A 17,530-nucleotide genomic window follows, 5' to 3' on the forward strand; every position below is an offset into this window, starting at 1 on the left:
GGATCATCGTCCGTCGGCACCTCGGCCCGGCCCGGACGACCTGGCTGGGCCGGACGACCTGGCTGGCCCGGACGACCTGGCTGGCCCGGACGACCCGCCCCGGCCTGYGGATCATCGAGCCGGGTCCCAGCTGTCCCAGCTGCGTGGCACGCCTGCCGGCGTCATCGAGCGCTATCTCCACCATCTGGAGGGCGAACGCGGACTCGCGCGCAACTCGGTACTCGCCTACCGTCGCGACCTGCGCCGCTATTGTGATCATCTCTCCGCATGCGGTCTGCCCTCGTTGGACGCGGTCGGTGAGGCGGAGGTTGCCGGATTCGCCGCCGTGCTGCGCACCGGTGACGACACGCACCCGCCGCTTGCCGCGGCGTCGGTCGCGAGGATGCTGGTCGCCGTCCGGTCGCTGCACCGCTTCGCGGCCGACGAGGGTGACGTCCCCGAGGACGTGTCCCGGCCGGTTCGACCGCCGACGCCTCCCCGGCGGCTACCGAAGGCCCTGAGCATCGACCAGGTGGTGGCCGTCCTCGCCGCGGCCGCGGGTGCGCCCCCGCCGGGATCCCCGCCGCCGTCCGGGAGACCGCAGCCGGTGGAACCGGCCGAGGCCGTCCGTCGTCTGCGAGCGACCGCGTTGCTGGAGCTTCTCTACGGCACCGGGGCCCGGATCTCGGAGGCCGTCGGTCTCGACGTCGACGATCTCGATCTGGAGGCCGCCTCCGTGCGCCTGCATGGCAAGGGCGGACGTGACCGGATCGTCCCGCTCGGTCGGTACGCCATCGCCGCGGTGGCCGACTACCTGCGGGTGGGGCGGCCGACGCTGGTCGCCCCCCGCTCGGGGCCCGCGGTCTTCCTGTCCCGCCGCGGTAATCGCCTGTCCCGGCAGAGCGCGTGGTCGGTGCTGCGTACGGCGGCGCTCGCGGCCGGTGTGGAGGGGGTCTCACCCCATGTGCTGCGCCATTCCTTCGCCACCCACCTGCTCGACGGCGGCGCCGACGTCCGGGTGGTGCAGGAGCTGCTGGGACACGCCTCGGTCAGTACCACCCAGATCTACACCCTGGTGACGGTGGACCGGCTTCGCGAGGTGTACGCGGCCTCGCATCCACGCGCCTTGGGCGCGGCCCTGGGCTCGATCGGTCACCACTCCCGGACCTGGGGCCCGCGGACGGACCGGTGCGTGACGGGCCCGTGCATGACGGACCCGTGAGTTTCGCCGGGGCACCGCCCCGGTTCTGAGCGATGGTCGGTGTCCCGGGCGGATGTCCACCCGGGACTGTCCCCGTGAGAACGCGCCAAGTGGCGCGATGCCGTCGCGTGGGGACAGGTGGACCGGCGCGGCACGTGGATGCTCAGGATGGGGTGTACGGCCCCAGGCTGGGCATCCCGTTGGAAGGGGCCGAGGCGGGAACACCGCCGACACCGCCGACCGTCTGCGTGCTGCGCTCGGCCAGGGTTTCGCCCACCTTGCGGGCGATCRCTTCCATCAGGCGCAGTGCCTGCGGCAGCGACAGGTTCAGCACCACTTCGCTGTCGTTTGTCATCGCGAAGCGAACCGACACGTCCGCCATTGCTCGACCTCTCTCGCCTGACTCCGAAGATCTGCTCGATGTGTGTGAAACGGAACGGTACGGCCCATCTGAGACCAATGCGCGCGCGGGGTTCCTGGAAGTACCGGCGGTTTCGCTTTTCGTGTCTACTCGCTCACCAAGTGTCGCGGTCCAAGAGCTGTAGCTGTCAGTCACGTGGGCTGCTCCTCTGCCGGTGGCGACGTGTATGGACCCGGTCGATCCGGATCTCCCCGCGGGGGGCGAGCTCGGAAAAATCGGGCACGTAGCTGTCCCGTTGTCTCTGCATAGTCCCTCATTGCAAGGAGCTGTCCGCAAGGGGGTGTACTTGTCATGCATCGTCATGTCGGAGGGTGAACGGGTTGGTTCCCACCGTTCTGGGAACGCTTTCACGGGTGTCACGCAGCCGGGCGGCCAAAGCCCGGATCGGGCAGGATGGCAGGGTGGCTTCGACTGACCGCGTCCGGCCGGACGTCCCCGCGCTGACCATCGGTATCCTCGGCGGCTCGGGTCCGCAGGGCGGGGGCCTCGGCCTGCGGTTCGCCGCCGCCGGCCATCTCGTACTGATCGGGTCCCGCTCGACCGAACGCGGCCAGCAGGCCGCGGCCGCGCTCGCGCGCCCCGGCCTGCGCATCGAGGGCGCGGGCAACGCCACGGTCGCCGAGCGCGCCGATGTCGTCATCATCGCGGTTCCCTGGGAGGGCCATCGCCAGACCCTGGCCGCCCTGCGGGAGCCATTGGCCGGGAAGATCGTGATCGACTGCGTCAACCCCCTCGGCTTCGACAAGGGGGGTGCCTTCGCGCTCGCGGTGCCCGAGGGCAGCGCCGCGCAGCAGGCGGCCGCCGTCCTGCCGGACAGCACCATCGTGGCGGCCTTCCACCACGTCTCCGCGGTGCTGCTGGCCGATGACGCGGTCACGAAGATCGACACGGACGTCCTGGTCCTCGGCGACGATCGGGCCGCCACCGATCTGGTGGCCGCGCTCGCCGAGCGCATTCCCGGCATGCGGGGCATCTACGCCGGCGCGTTGCGCAACGCCGGTCAGGTCGAGGCGTTGACCGCGAACCTGATCTCGGTCAATCGCCGGTACAAGTCACACGCCGGCCTGCGGGTCACCGATGTCTGAGCGGCGTCCGGACGGGCTACGTCCGGACGTGGCCCGTTTGGATGTGGCCCGTTTGGATGTGGCCGCGGTGGCGAATGGGCGGGAAGGAGAGGCGGGGACGGCCCCCCGGGACGACCTGGGCCACCCGGTGGCGGTTCCGGCGCGGGTGGAACGGATCGTCTCGCTCGTTCCCAGCCTCACCGAGTCGATCGCCGTCACCGCGCCCGGTCTGCTGGTGGGTGCCACCGACTGGTGCAGCCATCCCGCGGGGCTGGCCGTCGCTCGGGTCCGGGGGACGAAGAACCCCGACCTCGACACCATCGTCTCCCTGGCCCCGGACCTGGTCTGCGCGAACGCCGAGGAGAACAGGGAACCCGACCTCGCCGCGCTGCGCCRGGCCGGGTTCGCCGTGTGGGTCACCGCCCCCACCACGGTCGATCAGGCTCTGGTGAGCCTGGACCGGATGCTGCGCCTGGCCTGCGGGTTGGCTCGTCCCGGCTGGCTCGACGTCGCCCGGCAGGCCTGGGCCGTGCCGGCCGCCGGACCGCGACGGCGGGCGTTGGTGCCGATCTGGCGCCGGCCGTGGATGGCGGTCGGCCGGGACACCTTCACCGGCGACGTGCTGCGCCGACTGGGGGTCGACAACGTGCTGGCGGACTCGCCGGACCGCTACCCTCGGATCGATCCCGCGGCCGTCCCGCCCCATGACCTGGTGGTCCTGCCCGACGAGCCGTACCCCTTCAGCCCGTCGGACGGGCCCGAGACCTTCAGCGCGCCCGCGGTCTGCGTGTCCGGCCGCCTGCTGACCTGGTACGGCCCGTCCCTGGTCGATGCGTGGTCCGTGCTCGCGGCGGCGCTGGCCCGGACCGGCGATGGACCGGGGTGACAGCGCCGCCGGCACCGCCGGCCGGGTGACTGATCAGTAGCTGTGCTCGATCGTCGGGTACCTGCCGTCCCGGACGTCCGCGCGGTAGGCTCGGGCGGCGTCCGCGAGAATCGTGCGCAGATCCGCGTACCGCTTGACGAACCGTGGCGTGCGGCCGCCGCTCAGCCCGGCCATGTCCTGCCAGACCAGCACCTGGGCATCGCATCCCGAGCCGGCTCCGATACCCACGGTGGCGATGCGCAACTCCTTCGTCACCCGGGTGGCCAGATCGGCGGGAACCACCTCGAGCACGACCGCGAACGCGCCGGCCGCCTCGAGCGCCAGCGCGTCGGCCAGCAGGATCTCGCCGGCCTCGTCGCGGCCCTGGACCCGGTAGCCCCCGATGGTGTGGATGCTCTGCGGGGTCAGCCCCAGATGCCCGATAACGGGGATGCCGGCGCCGACCAGGGCGTCCACCGCCCGGACCACCCGGGAACCGCCCTCGAGTTTCACCGCGTGCGCCCCGCCCTCCTTGAGGAAGCGGGTAGCGCTCGCCAGTGCCTCGGCAGGCCCCCCCTGGTACGACCCGAAGGGCAGATCGGCGACGACCATCGCGTGCGGTGCTCCGCGGACCACCGCCCGGACCAGCGGCAGCAGCTCATCGACGGTGATCGGCACGGTCGTGTCGTAGCCGTAGACGACGTTGGCGGCCGAGTCCCCGACCAGCAGGACGGGGATCTCCGCCTCGTCGAAGACGGCGGCGGTGGTGGCGTCGTACGCGGTCAGCATCGACCACTTCTCGCCCCGGTTCTTCGCCGCGGCGACGTCGCGCACTGTGAAACGGGACCGGAGTGGCCGCGGCGGCGTGGTCGGCGCGCCGTAGGGCGTCGCCGCCGGGTCCGCCGGGTGGGGCGCCGGGTGGGTGGGTGTGTCTGAAGCATCCATGAGCGCTCCTGTACGTCCGTCCGGGCGCTGGGCGTCCCGGCGTCCCCCTCATGCTGCCACCAACGGCCGCCACGCGGAGAGCCCGTGGTGGAGCAGATCCACCCAGCCCCGAGGTGGCTGTTCGGGCTGGGGCGTTCGGGCGGTGGTTTCGTGGTGGACCGTGGCCCGATCGGGGTGGAACGCGACGCACGCCACGCCGCTGCCATGGCAAACGGATGCGTCTTGACCGGCTGGGACGTATGCTGATCTTGAAGTGCGGCGAGAACGTGCGGCGCGATCAAGGTGGCGGGTGGCCTTTCCATGCGGATGCATCGGCACGGCGGCGACGGAGCGGGCGGGGGATCAGGCCGGTGTCCCGCCTGATGGCCACCCGGGACGTGCGCGCTGCGCATCCTCGGCGACCGTCCGACCGGGTGCCCTCCGGGGTCCGCGTCTCCCGYGCTCCCGGTCGTCCGAGGGACACCCGCTGCGATGAGGCGATCATCGATGCCGCGCTGCACGAGCTCGCGACGGTCGGCTTCGCGAGCCTGTCGATGGAGGCGGTGGCGACCAGCGCCGGGGTCGGCAAGRCGACGGTCTATCGCCGGTGGCCAACGAAGGACGCCCTGATCGGGGACGCGTTGGACACCCTGGCCGACAGCCTCGACGCGGTCGAGACCGGCTCCCTGCGCGACGACCTGGTGGCCTGGCTGAACGCGCTGCGCCGGCACAACCTCCAGTCGTTGTCCGGGCGGATCATGCCGAAGCTCGTCGCCGAGCGGAGCACGCACCCGGAGTTGTTCGCCACCTACTCGCAGAAGGTGATCGAGCCGTCGCGGGAGAAAGCGGCCGCCATGCTCCGGCGCGGCATCGAATCGGGGGAACTCGCCGCGGACGTCGACGTCGACCTCGTCGTCGACATGCTGGTCGGGCCGGTCGCCTATCGGCAGTACATGAGTGGTGACTGCGAGGTGAGCGGAACGCGGATCGCGAAGATCGTCGACACCATCCTCGGTGGCATCCGCTGCCGGCAGGGTGCGCGGCCGACGGCGGAGGCGCCCGCGTGACGCTGAGCCACGCTCGTCACGCTGAGCCGCACCCGTCACGCTGAGCATCCCGCTCGCCGGGGGCACCATGCGTCCGCGAGTAGCATCGCGAACGGGCCAGGAAGGCCCGCCGCGGGGCCGCCTGCCGGCCGGCGACGCACCGGCGACGCGATCCCCGCATYCGTGTTCCCAGCGCAACAGGAGAGATTCGGTGTCCGACGTCCGCGTTACCGTTCAGCACGCCCAGCGCAGCGATCCGCGGGTGGTGCCGACCGGGACGACGGCCGCCGAGCTGTTCGCCGACGACCGGAACGTGATCGCGGCTCTGGTTGACGGTCAGCAGCGTGATCTCGCTCATGTTCTCGCCGACGGGGTCGTCGTCGAGCCGATCATGATCGACTCGCCGGCCGGGCGGGCGATCGTCCGGCACTCCACCGCGCACGTCGTCGCCCAGGCGGTCCAGGAGCTCTTCCCGAAGGCACGCCTGGGCATCGGGCCGCCCATCGACGACGGTTTCTACTACGACTTCGACGTCGAGTCCCCGTTCACCCCGGACGACCTCAGGGCCATCGAGAAGAGGGCGCAGGCGATCATCAGGGCCGGCCAGCGCTTCTCCCGGCGGGTCGTCACCGAGCCCGAGGCCCGCGCGGAGCTCGCTGACGAACCGTACAAGATCGAGTTGATCGGGCTGAAGTCGAGTGACACGGCGGCCGACGACGCCGAGGCGAGTGTCGAGGTCGGGGCGGGCGAGCTGACCATCTACGACAACCTCGACGCGAAGACCGGCGAGCTGTGCTGGAAGGACCTCTGCCGCGGGCCGCACGTGCCCACCACCCGGGCCATCCCGGCCTTCGCGATCCTGCGTTCCGCCGCGGCCTACTGGCGGGGGAGCGAGAAGAACCCGCAGCTGCAGCGCATCTACGGCACCGCGTGGGAGTCGCGCGACGCGCTCAAGGCCTACCAGACCAGGCTGGCCGAGGCCGAGAAGCGCGATCACCGCAAGCTCGGCGCGGAGCTTGACCTGTTCTCGTTCCCGACCGAGATCGGCCCGGGGCTGGCGGTCTTCCACCCCAGGGGCGGCGCGATCCGCACCGCGATGGAGGACTACTCGCGGCGCCGGCACATCGAGGCCGGGTACTCGTTCGTCAACACCCCGCACATCACCAAGTCGGAGCTCTACCAGATCTCCGGGCACCTGGACTGGTTCGCCGAGGGCATGTACCCGCCCATGCAGCTCGACGGCGGCACCGACTACTACCTCAAGCCGATGAACTGCCCGATGCATATCCTGATCTTCCGGTCGCGGGGCCGGTCGTACCGGGAGCTGCCGCTGCGGCTGTTCGAGTTCGGCACGGTCTACCGCTACGAGAAGTCCGGCGTGGTCCATGGCCTGACCCGGGTGCGCGGGCTCACCCAGGACGACGCGCACCTGTTCTGCGCCCGTGAGCAGCTACCCGCCGAGCTCGACAGCGTGCTGACGTTCGTGCTCGGGCTGCTGCGCGACTTCGGGCTGACCGACTTCTACCTGGAGCTGTCGACCCGGCCGGCGGGCAAGGCCGTCGGCACCGACGAGGAGTGGGCGCAGGCCACCGAACTGCTGCGGGAGGCCGCGCAGAAGCAGGACCTGGAACTGGTGATGGACCCGGGCGGCGGTGCCTTCTACGGGCCGAAGATCTCCGTGCAGGCCCGTGACGCCATCGGCCGGACCTGGCAGCTGTCCACCATCCAGGTGGACTTCCAGCTGCCGCGGCGCTTCGGCCTGGAGTACCAGGCCGCGGACGGGACCCGGCAGCGGCCGTTCATGATCCATCGGGCGTTGTTCGGCACCATCGAGCGGTTCTTCGCCATCCTGCTGGAGCACTATGCCGGGGCACTGCCGCCGTGRCTCGCGCCGGTGCAGGTGGTCGGCATCCCGATCACCGACGAGCACGTGCCGTACCTGGACGAGGTCGCCCGGCGGCTCGCCGCACACGGCCTTCGGGTGGAGGTCGACTCCTCCGACGACCGGATGCAGAAGAAGATCCGTACGGCGCAGAAGCAGAAGGTGCCGTTCATGCTGCTGGCCGGAGATTCCGATGTCGCCCAGGGTGCGGTGTCGTTCCGTTTTCGAGACGGGACGCAGCGTAATGGCGTGCCGGTGGACGAGGCCGTCGCGGAGATCCTCGACGCGGTGGAGCGCCGCCGCCAGGTCTGAGCCGCGCGGCTGGCCCCGGCCCGCGCGGCTGGTCAGGCCGGCGGGTTCTCGCGCCAGCGGGAGGTGATCGGCAGTCGGCGGTCGCGGCCGAACGCCTTGGAGGTCACCTTCGGCCCGGGCGGGTTCTGGCGGCGCTTGTACTCGGCGAGGTCGACGAGCCGGATCACCTTGTCCACCACGGCCGGATCGTGCCCGGCCGCGATCAGCTCGGCCCGGCCCCGGTCGTGGCTGACGTAGTCGTCCAGGACGGGATCGAGGATGCCGTAGTCGGGCAGCCGGTCGGAGTCGAGCTGACCCGGGGCGAGCTCGGCGGACGGCGCCTTGACGATGATCTCCTCGGGAATGGGTGGCACCTCGCCACGCTTCTCCGCGGCGGCGTTGCGCCAGCGCGCCAGCCCCCAGACGCGGGTCTTCGAGACGTCCTTGATGGGGGCGTAGCCGCCGGCGCTGTCTCCGTAGAGGGTGGAGAACCCCGTTGCCAGCTCGCTTTTGTTGCCGGTGGTGAGGATCAGGTGCCCATGCTGGTTCGACAACGCCATGAGCAGCGTTCCGCGTACCCGGGCCTGCAGGTTCTCGTCCGCGAGGCCGTGCAACCCGCCGAGGGCGGCGGCGGCGGCGCGGAACGCGGCGGCGATCGGCTCGATGGGCACCACGGCGTGCCGCGTGCCCTGGCGGCGGGCGAGTTCGGCGGCGTCGGTCACCGAATGCCCCGACGAGTAGCCCGAGGGCAGGGCGACAGTGTGGACGGCGTCGGCGCCGATCGCGTCGACCGCGATGGTCGCGACGAGCGCGGAGTCGATACCGCCGGACAGCCCGAGCGCCACCGAGGAGAAGCCGTTCTTACGGATGTAGTCGCGGGTGGCGGTGACCAGCGCGGTGTACAGCTCCCCGGCGGGCTCGGGGCGGTCGGCGACGACCGGCGGCAGGGGGGCGAACGGTGCCAGCGGCTCGGCGGCCAGTACCGTGCGCGTCACCGTCATCGTCGTGCCGTCCTCGGCGTCAACGGCCCCGGCGTCAACGGCCCCGGCGTCAACGGCCCCGGCGTCAACGGCCCCGGACACCGCCCGCGCCGGGCCGGAACCGGCCGCGGGCAGGTCCAGGTCGGTGATCAGCAGCGCCTCGCTGAAGACCGGCGCCCGCGCGACGAGTTCCCCCGCGGCGTCGACGACGAGGGAGTCCCCGTCGAAGACCAGCTCGTCCTGCCCGCCGACAAGGTTGACGTAGGCCAGGGCGGCCGCGGCCTCCCGGGCGCGCTCGGCACACAGGGCGTCGCGCTGGAAGGACTTCCCCTGCTCGTAAGGGGAGCCGTTGATGCACAGGACGAGGCCGACCCCGGACCGGCGGGCCACGGTGATCGGCCCGCCCTGCTGCCACAGGTCCTCGCAGATCGTCAGGCCCACGTCGATCCCGTGCAGCCGCAGCACCGGAAAGGCCATGCCGGGCACGAAGTAGCGGAACTCGTCGAAGACGCCGTAGTTCGGCAGGTGATGCTTGGCGTAACGTGCGACGACCTCGCCGCCCCAGAGCACCGCGGCGGCGTTCTGCGGTTCACCGGCCGGGCGTCCCACATTCGGCGCGGGTTGCGCGGATGCGTCGAGGTAGCCGACGACGACGGCGATCTCGCCACACCCCTCCTCGGCCAGCCGGCGGGCCAGAGCTACCAGCGCCCGCTGGCTCGCGGCGACGAAGGAGCGGCGCAGGACGAGGTCCTCCGGCGGATAGCCGGTCAACGTGAGTTCACCGAAGGCGATCAGATGAGCGCCGTCGGCGACGGCCCGTTTCGTCCAGGTGCTGACCAGGTCGGCGTTACCGGCGAGGTCCCCGACGGTCGTGTCCACCTGGGCGAGGGCGATCCGCAGCTGGGCCATGGTTGCAGCGTAGGTGGTCGCGGCGTGGGCCGTTAGGTCCCGTGTCGGGAGGGTAGGTAACACGCCGTTGGCGGACGGGTTGCTACCAGGCAACATCACGGCGATGAACGGATGTAGTCGCTAGGGTCGGGATAAGCACATCGGGTGGCCCGTATCGTCGAGTCCACATCCTCAGCGCGGAGGCACTATGGACAAACAGCAGGAGTTCGTTCTCCGGACTCTGGAGGAGCGGGACATCCGCTTCGTTCGGCTCTGGTTCACCGACGTACTCGGGTACCTGAAGTCGGTGGAGATCGCCCCCGCGGAGCTGGAGGGGGCGCTGGCGGAGGGTATCGGTTTCGACGGATCCGCCATTGAGGGCTTTGCGCGGGTACACGAGGCCGACATGCTGGCCCGGCCCGACCCCTCCACCTTCCAGGTGCTTCCCTGGCGCGGTGAACATCCGCTTACGGCCCGGATGTTCTGCGACCTCGTGATGCCGGACGGCACGCCCGCCGCCGCCGACTCGCGCTGGGTGCTGCGGAGCGCGCTGGCCAGGGCGGCCGACGCGGGGTTCACGTTCTACACCCATCCGGAGATCGAGTTCTTCCTGCTCAGGGAGCCGCCGAAGCGGGGTGGCCCGGTGCCCCCGCCGGTGGACGAATCAGGCTACTTCGACCTGACCCCCAATGACATCAGCCATGATTTCCGGCAACAGGCCATCAGCATGCTCGAACGGCTGGGCATCTCGGTGGAGTTCAGCCACCACGAGGTGGCCCCCGGCCAGCAGGAGATCGATCTTCGCTACGCCGACGCCCTCACCATCGCCGACAACATCATGACCTTCCGCCAGGTGGTCAGGGAGGTGGCGTTGCGGCAGGGTATTTACGCCACCTTCATGCCCAAGCCGTTCGGTAACCAGGCCGGGTCGGGGATGCACACCCATCTGAGCCTTTTCGAGGGCGACCGTAACGCCTTTCACGACCCGACCGACGACTATCAGCTGTCCAAGGTGGCGAAGGCCTTCATCGCCGGGCTCCTCGCGCACGCCGCCGAAATCACCGCGGTGACCAACCAGTGGGTGAACTCCTACAAGCGGCTCATCGGCGACCAGCGGGTCGGCGAGGTGCTGGAGGCGCCGGCCTATGTGTGCTGGGGCCACAACAACCGTTCGGCGCTCGTGCGGGTTCCGCTCTACAAGCTCCACAAATCCAACGCCACCCGGGTGGAGTTCCGGCTGCCGGACAGCGCGTGCAACCCGTATCTCACCTTCGCCCTGGTGCTGGCAGCCGGCCTGCGGGGTGTCCAGGGCGGTTATGAGCTGCCACCGGCTTCGGCGGACGATGTCTGGACGCTCACCGACACGCAGCGCCGTGAGCGCGGGATCACCGCCCTGCCCGGCTCGCTCGCCGAGGCGGTCAAGGTGATGGAGCATTCCGCGCTTGTGCGGGAGACCCTCGGCGACGAGTTGTTCGACTTCTTCCTGCGGAACAAGCGGGCCGAGTGGCTGGAATACCGTCGGCAGGTGACCCCGTTCGAGATCGACCGGTACCTGCCGGTGCTATGACCGGGCGGACCGGCACCCGGCCCCCCACGGTCGGGCCGGGACCAGTCGGGGCGGGATCGGTCCCGGCCCATCCGCGGGGGAGTTCGGTCGCCGCGCAGCTCGCGCGGCTCGGCTTCACCGACGTCGACCGGGTCGAGACGACGATGCGCCGCCTCGGCCTGCTCACTCCGGCCGTCCAGCCGCCCACCGCCGGCAGGGATGTCCTGCCCGGTCCCGCCACCGTGGGAATCGTGCGCGAGGAACGGCTCGAGGCCAATGTCGTGGCCGGCTCGCTGGCGGCCGCGGCCGATCCGGACCGGGCTCTCGCCGCGCTGGACCGGCTCGTGGACGCCCTCGGCCCGGCCGGGGGCGCGGCCCTCGTCGGCGCGCTGGCCCGCCACGAGGGGCTGCGGGACCGGCTCGCCGCCGTGCTCGGCGCGAGCATCGCGCTTGGCGATCATCTTGCCCGCCATCCGGCGGACTGGCGCATCCTGGAAGCCGACGAGGTGGTCACCACCCCGCCGGATGCGGCGAGCGTGCGGGCGGGTCTGCTGCGCGCGGTCGGCGCGGATCAGGACGATCCGGCGCCCCGGGCGGCGGGCGACGGTCCCCAGATCCTCGACGCCCTGCGGATCGCGTACCGCAGGGCGCTGCTGGTCCTCGCGGCGCGGGACCTGACCGGCGCGGTGCCACTCGACGAGGCCACGGCCGAACTCGCCGATCTGGCAGGATTCGCGCTGGACGCGGCGCTGGCGGTCGCCCGTGCCGGGCTCGACCCGCGGCTGCCCCCGGTCCGGCTCGCCGTGATCGGCATGGGCAAGTGCGGCGGACGGGAACTGAACTACGTCAGCGACGTCGATGTTGTGTTCGTCGCCGAGCCGACGGCACCGCGCGATGCGGCGAACGGTACGGCGAACGGGGGGAAGAGCGGGGCGGAACCGGCCGGGCCGGCGGTACTGACGGCGGCGACGCGGCTGGCGGAGGGGCTGGTCCGGGCCGCCGGCACCGTCACCGCTGCCGGTGCGCTGTTCCAGGTCGATGTGGGGCTTCGCCCGGAGGGCCGGGACGGTGCCCTGGTCCGCACGCTCGCCAGCCACCACGCCTACTACCGTCGCTGGGCCCGGACCTGGGAGTTCCAGGCGTTACTCAAGGCCCGCCCGATCGCGGGAGACCTGGCGTTGGGCGCCGAGTTCTGCGCGATGGTCGCGCCCATGGTGTGGACGGCGGCCTCCCGTCCCGGCTTCGTGGCCGACGTGCGGGCGATGCGGCGCAGGGTGGAGTCGACACTGTCCCGCGCGGAGGCGGAGCGCAATCTCAAGCTGGGCCCGGGCGGCCTGCGCGACGTCGAGTTCGCCGTCCAGCTGCTGCAACTCGTCCACGGCCGGGTGGATGCCAAGCTGCGGGTCGCCTCCACCCTGGGCGCCATCGACGGTCTGGCCCGCGGCGGCTACGTCGGTCGGCGCGACGCGGCCGGGCTCGCCGACGCCTACCGTTTTCTCCGTAACGCCGAGCACCGCCTTCAGCTGCAACGGCTGCGCCGGGTGCACACGCTGCCCCGGGATTCCACCGAGCTGCGCTGGCTGGCCCGGTCGATGGGGTTGCGCACGGCGGAGGCGTTCGAGGAGGCCCACGCTCGGGTGGTCCGATCCGTCCGATCGCTGCACGAGAAGCTCTTCTACCAGCCGTTGCTGGAGGCGGTCGCCCGCCTGTCGACGGAGGAGATCCGCCTCACCCCCCAGGAGGCGGCCGACCGGCTGGCCGCGCTCGGCTTCGCCGCGCCGGACCGGTCGTTGCGCCATATCGAGGCGCTGACCAGCGGGGTGAGCCGGACGGCCGCGATCCAACGCCACCTGTTGCCGACGATGCTGCCCACCTTCGCCGACGCCCCCGATCCCGACGCCGGGCTGCTGGCCTATCGGCGGGTCAGCGAGGCACTCGGGCGTACCCCGTGGTATATGCGGCTGCTGCGGGACTCTGCCGGCGCCGCGTACCGGCTCGCCCGGGTGCTCGCGACCAGCCGGTACGTGGCGGACCTGATGGCCCGTGCGCCGGAGTCGGTGCGGCTGCTGCGCACCGAGGACGATCTCGTCCCGGTGCCGCGGGAGGCACTGGTCCGGACCATGGTGGCGATCGCCCACCGCAACCCCGACTGGGAGGAGGCCGTCGGGCGGGCCCGGGCGGTGCGCCGCGTCGAACTGGTCCGGGTCGCCTGCGCGGACCTGCTCGGCCTGCAGGACGTCGCAGCCGTGGGCCGGGCGCTGGCGGACGCCGCGGCCGCCACCATTGCCGCGTCCCTGCTCGTCGCCGAGCGCAGGGTCGCCGGAGGTGACCCGGAGTCGTTGCCGGCGCGGATCTCGATGATCGCGATGGGCCGGCTCGGCGGCGCGGAGATGTCCTACGGCAGCGACGCCGACGTGCTGTTCGTGCACGAGGCCAGGCCAGGAGCGTCGGCGGACCGGGCGAGCAGGGCCGTCGCCGAGGTGGTCGGTGAGCTGCACCGGCTGCTGGCCGTTCCCGGACCCGATCCGGCGCTGCGCCTGGACACGGCGCTGCGTCCGGAGGGGCGCAGCGGCCYGGCCTCGCGCACGCTGGAGGCGTACGCGGCCTACTACCAACGGTGGTCGCAGGAGTGGGAGTCGCAGGCGCTGCTGCGGGCGGAGCCCCTGGCCGGTGATCCCGGGCTCGCCTACCGGTTCTGCCGGCTGGCGGACATGGTGCGTTACCCGACCACGCTTCCCGCGGGCGCCCTGGACGAGATCATCCGCCTGCGCGGGCGGATGGAGCGGGAACGGATCCCACGGGGAGTCGATCGTACGCTGCACCTGAAGTTCGGCCCCGGGGGGCTGACCGACGTGGAATGGGCGGTGCAGATCCTCCAGTTGCGCCACGGCCGGCAGATTCCCACGCTGCGCACGACGTCGACGCTCGAAGGCCTGGGGGCCGCGGTCGTCGCCGGTCTGCTCGACGCGAGCGAGGCGGAGATCCTGCGCGCGGCCTGGATGTCCGCCTCCCRCATCCGCAACGCGAGCACGCTGGCCGGCTGGCCGCGTCCGGACGTCGTCCCCGACCGCCCGCCCGGTCTGGAGGCGATGGCGAGCGCGGCGGGATACCCCTCCGACCGGGCCGGCGAGCTCGTCGCCGAGCACCGCCGGTCGGCGGCGCTGGCCCGCGCCGTCGTCGAGGAGGTGTTCGCGCGCGAGCGGACCGCGGATTTCGGCTAGTACGTCCGGTGGTGCCGGAACCGCGCCACCGTAAGACCGGGCGGCAGGCGGTCGTGTCGTCGGGAGCACCGCCACGGCCGCCTGTACTCCGGGATGGTGACCGTTCGTCAGACGGTCGCCTCGGCCGGGGTCGGGGTGGTCTGGGACGGCACGAACAGCGTCGGCTTGTCGCCGGCCAAGGCGCTGCAGCAGGTGTCGATCATGAGCGCGGAGACCAGGTACGGGTCCATGTTCGCGTTCGGGCGGCGGTCTTCCAGCCAGCCCTTCTTGGCCTTCTCGACAGCCCACGGAATGCGGATCGACGCGCCGCGGTCGGAGGCGCCCCAGGAGAACTTGTTCCACGGAGCTGTCTCGTGCTTACCGGTCAGCCGGTCCTGGATGCCGTGACCGTAGTGGGTCACGTGCTCCAGCACCCGGGTGCCGAGCGCCTCGCAGCAGGCGACGATGGCGTCCCAGCCCTCCATCGTCTGCCTGGTGGAGAAGTTGGTGTGCGCGCCGGCGCCGTTCCAGTCGCCCGGGATCGGCTTGGCGGCGAACGACACCTCGACGCCGTAGTCCTCGGCGATCCGGTGGAGCAGCCAGCGGCCCAACCAGATCTGGTCGCCGATCGCCGGGGCGGGGAGCACGCCGATCTGGAACTCCCACTGGCCCATCATGACCTCGGCGTTGGTGCCCTCGATGGCGAGACCGGCGTCGAGGCAGGCCTGCGCGTGCCTCTCGACGATCTGGCGGCCGGGCATCTTCGAGCCGCCGACGCCACAGTAGTACGGTCCCTGCGGCGCGGGGTAGCCGACCTCCGGCCAGCCGTAGGGACGGCCGTCCTTGAAGAAGGTGTACTCCTGCTCGATGCCGAACATCGGCGTCATGTCGGCGTACTTCTCGGCGACGGTCCGGGCGGCGGCCCGGGTGTTCGTCGGGTGCGGCGTGAAGTCGGTCAGCTCGACCTCGCAGAGCACCAGGAGGTTGTCGCCACCCCGCAGCGGGTCGGGCGTGACGAAGACGGGCCGCAGCACGCAGTCCGAGTTCGATCCGGGCGCCTGGTTGKTGCTCGAGCCGTCGAAGCCCCAGATCTCCGGTTCCTTACCGTCCCTGATGATGCGGGTCTTGCTGCGCATCAGCGGCTCGGGCTCGGTGCCGTCGATCCAGATGTACTCGGCCTGATAACTCACTCATACTCCCCGTGGTTGATCCTGCACGTTACGGAGCGACTTCGTGATCGGCCKGGCCAGCCGACCCAGGCCGCGAATGACGGGAGGGTTCGACCGGAGCCTTGTCGTGCCCAGTTACCTTCCTGTTCCGCGATTGTTAATTTTTGGTCTCTGCTATGTCACGAAAGGCTGKCTCTGGGCGATCGGGRCCGGYTGCCGTCCGGGATTTTCGGGGTCCCCGACTCCGCTTTTGTGTCGTGGTGTCCCGGCGGGCGGCGGAGGGAGATGRCCGGTATTCTGGACCGCGCCGTTCCGCATATACGTGAGGCCCGCCTCCGACGTCGTCGAAGTAGGGCCTCGGGGAATTGGTATACTAATTTTCAATGTGGGTTCGGGGTTTCGCCTGGTATCCCGGGAAAGGGTCCGGGCATCTCCTGTTCGCGATCTTTCCGGCGCTCGCCGGCGCTTGGTGGACAGCGGCGGACCTTCGGCCGGTCTCCGCCCGGAGGTGGCGGCGGGACCTGGTTTCCGCACGCGTCCCCGGCTCGAAGAGGCCTTCTGGCGCCGCGGCGAAGGCCCAGACGAACCGCAGGGGTCAATCAGGGCTCCCCGCCTCAAGAGCGTGACCGACCCCCGCGGTTCACCGGTGCCGCACCTGTCCGGGACCCGGTCGCGGTCACCGCCTCGGTGCCCGCCGGATCGCCCGAGGCCCGGCGATGGGTCAATGGCCGGAACCTTACGGCTGGGCGTCAGATGTCGTAGTAGAGGGTGAACTCGTATGGATGCGGCCGCAGGCGGATGGCGTCGACCTCGTTGACCCGCTTGTAGTCCAGCCAGGTCTCGATCAGATCCGCGGTGAAGACGTCGCCCTCCCGCAGGAACTCGTTGTCCGCCTCCAGCGCATCGAGCACCTTCTCCAGCGAACCCGGGACCTGGGGAACCGCGGCCAACTCGTCCGGCGGGAGGTCGTAGAGATCCTTGTCGATCGGGTCCGGCGGATCAATCTTGTTCCGCACGCCGTCGAGTCCCGCCATCAGAATCGCGGCGAAGGCGAGATACGGGTTGCAGCTCGGATCCGGCACGCGGAACTCGACCCGCTTGGYCTTCGGCGAGTCACCGCTGAGCGGGATGCGGCAGCACGCTGACCGGTTGCGGGCCGAGTAGACCAGGTTGACGGGTGCCTCGTAGCCGGGCACGAGCCGACGGTAGGAGTTCGTGGTGGGGTTGGTGAAGGCCAGCAGCGCCGGGGCGTGGTGCAGCAGCCCCCCGATGTAGTAGCGGGCGGTGTCCGAGAGACCGCCGTACCCGTTCGGGCTGTAGAAGAGTGGCTCCCCGTCCTTCCACAGGCTGGAGTGGACGTGCATACCGGATCCGTTGTCCTCGAACAGCGGCTTCGGCATGAAGGTGACGGTCTTGCCGCGGCCGCGGGCGACGTTGCGGATGACGTACTTGTAGAGCATCAGGTTGTCGGCGGTCTTCAGGAGCGTGTCGTACCTGATGTCGATCTCCGCCTGGCCCGCGGTGCCGACCTCGTGGTGCTGCATCTCGACGGTGATACCCGTCTCGTAGAGCACCCGGGTCATCTCGGAACGCAGGTCGGTGAAGTGGTCCGTGGGCGGCACCGGGAAGTAGCCGCCCTTGAACCTCGGCTTGTACCCGAGGTTTCCGCCCTCTTCCTTCCGGGCGGTGTTCCAGGCGGCCTCGACCGAGTCGACCTGGTGCATCGACCCGTAGGGGTTGTAGTCATAACGGACATCGTCGAAGATGTAGAACTCCGCCTCCGGACCGAAATACGCGGTGTCCGCGACGCCGGTGCCCCGGAGATAGGCCTCCGCCTTCTTGGCGATGTTGCGCGGGTCCCGGGAGTACTGTTCCTTGGTGATCGGGTCATGGATGAAGAACGTCATGGCGAGGGTCTTGTGCTCGCGGAAGGGGTCCACGAAAGCGGTGTGCGGGTCCGGTAGCAGCAGCATGTCGGACTGAGGAGTGAATTGCTGGACCGCGGAGGGGCTGGTTCCGGGCATGCGGGAAGGCGCTGGGAGCCGGGCTTCCAACGCTGGTCTTATCGGTATTC

Annotated in this window: 12 protein-coding genes; 7 read left to right on the plus strand and 5 right to left on the minus strand. The window is 70.8% G+C overall.

The genetic code is table 11. From position 1 onward, the window contains the following. Positions 1-139: 139 nt before the first annotated feature. A complete protein-coding gene (locus tag KBI5_RS15065) occupies positions 140-1,201 on the plus strand; it encodes a site-specific tyrosine recombinase XerD (RefSeq protein ID WP_085015594.1) in 1,062 nt (353 codons plus the stop codon). A gap of 142 nt (positions 1,202-1,343) precedes the next feature. Here the strand turns inward: KBI5_RS15065 and KBI5_RS15070 are convergent, their stop codons facing one another. Next, the gene (locus KBI5_RS15070) at positions 1,344-1,562 is read right to left on the minus strand and encodes a hypothetical protein (RefSeq protein ID WP_085015595.1); all 219 of its coding nucleotides are present in this window, start codon (positions 1,560-1,562) and stop codon (positions 1,344-1,346) included. Between the two features lie 440 nt (positions 1,563-2,002). Here KBI5_RS15070 and npdG point away from each other — a divergent pair, with 440 nt between their 5' ends. Together npdG and KBI5_RS15080 are read left to right on the plus strand one after the other, a co-directional pair. Beyond that, positions 2,003-2,686, plus strand: a complete 684-nt coding sequence (gene npdG / locus KBI5_RS15075) for an NADPH-dependent F420 reductase (protein WP_023841798.1) — start codon at positions 2,003-2,005, stop codon at positions 2,684-2,686. Next, a complete protein-coding gene (locus tag KBI5_RS15080) occupies positions 2,679-3,551 on the plus strand; it encodes a helical backbone metal receptor (protein ID WP_116289928.1) in 873 nt (290 codons plus the stop codon). The genes npdG and KBI5_RS15080 overlap by 8 nt, the downstream gene beginning before the upstream one ends. Positions 3,552-3,584: 33 nt before the next feature. Here KBI5_RS15080 and panB read toward each other — a convergent pair whose 3' ends face one another. Next, the gene (gene panB, locus KBI5_RS15085; RefSeq protein ID WP_011437534.1) at positions 3,585-4,475 is read right to left on the minus strand and encodes a 3-methyl-2-oxobutanoate hydroxymethyltransferase; all 891 of its coding nucleotides are present in this window, start codon (positions 4,473-4,475) and stop codon (positions 3,585-3,587) included. Between the two features lie 350 nt (positions 4,476-4,825). On the opposite strand from panB, the gene KBI5_RS15090 reads away from it, so the two are divergent. Continuing rightward, a complete protein-coding gene (locus KBI5_RS15090) occupies positions 4,826-5,521 on the plus strand; it encodes a TetR/AcrR family transcriptional regulator (RefSeq protein ID WP_241882927.1) in 696 nt (231 codons plus the stop codon). A gap of 190 nt (positions 5,522-5,711) precedes the next feature. Continuing rightward, positions 5,712-7,694, plus strand: a complete 1,983-nt coding sequence (thrS, locus tag KBI5_RS15095; RefSeq protein WP_085015596.1) for a threonine--tRNA ligase — start codon at positions 5,712-5,714, stop codon at positions 7,692-7,694. Positions 7,695-7,726: 32 nt separating this feature from the next. Here the strand turns inward: thrS and KBI5_RS15100 are convergent, their stop codons facing one another. Further along, entirely contained in the window at positions 7,727-9,562 is a 1,836-nt protein-coding gene (locus tag KBI5_RS15100) for an NAD+ synthase (RefSeq protein WP_043591308.1), read from the minus strand. Positions 9,563-9,749: 187 nt separating this feature from the next. On the opposite strand from KBI5_RS15100, the gene KBI5_RS15105 reads away from it, so the two are divergent. After that, positions 9,750-11,108 carry a glutamine synthetase family protein gene (locus KBI5_RS15105; protein WP_011437530.1) on the plus strand — a complete coding sequence of 453 codons (1,359 nt, stop codon included), beginning with the start codon at positions 9,750-9,752 and terminating at the stop codon, positions 11,106-11,108. Continuing rightward, positions 11,105-14,308 (plus strand): bifunctional [glutamine synthetase] adenylyltransferase/[glutamine synthetase]-adenylyl-L-tyrosine phosphorylase, encoded by a 3,204-nt coding sequence (locus KBI5_RS15110; protein ID WP_085015597.1) that lies wholly within the window; start codon positions 11,105-11,107, stop codon positions 14,306-14,308. The genes KBI5_RS15105 and KBI5_RS15110 overlap by 4 nt, the downstream gene beginning before the upstream one ends. Before the next feature lie 107 nt (positions 14,309-14,415). Here the strand turns inward: KBI5_RS15110 and glnII are convergent, their stop codons facing one another. Together glnII and glnA are read right to left on the minus strand one after the other, a co-directional pair. After that, positions 14,416-15,477 (minus strand): glutamine synthetase GlnII, encoded by a 1,062-nt coding sequence (gene glnII, locus KBI5_RS15115; protein ID WP_085015598.1) that lies wholly within the window; start codon positions 15,475-15,477, stop codon positions 14,416-14,418. 728 nt (positions 15,478-16,205) lie between these two features. Beyond that, positions 16,206-17,530: type I glutamate--ammonia ligase (glnA, locus tag KBI5_RS15120; protein WP_116289929.1), on the minus strand; the 1,325-nt coding region annotated here is incomplete at its 5' end.

Origin of the sequence: Frankia sp. KB5 (genome assembly GCF_002099325.1) — a bacterium.
Classification (GTDB): Bacteria; Actinomycetota; Actinomycetes; order Frankiales; family Frankiaceae; genus Frankia; species Frankia casuarinae.

Excerpts from the sequence above, each read along its gene's own strand:
- panB (WP_011437534.1), bottom strand. The coding sequence starts at position 4,475 with ATGGATGCTTCAGACACACCCACCCACCCGGCGCCCCACCCGGCGGAC.
- KBI5_RS15100 (WP_043591308.1), bottom strand. The coding sequence starts at position 9,562 with ATGGCCCAGCTGCGGATCGCCCTCGCCCAGGTGGACACGACCGTCGGG.
- KBI5_RS15105 (WP_011437530.1), top strand. The coding sequence starts at position 9,750 with ATGGACAAACAGCAGGAGTTCGTTCTCCGGACTCTGGAGGAGCGGGAC.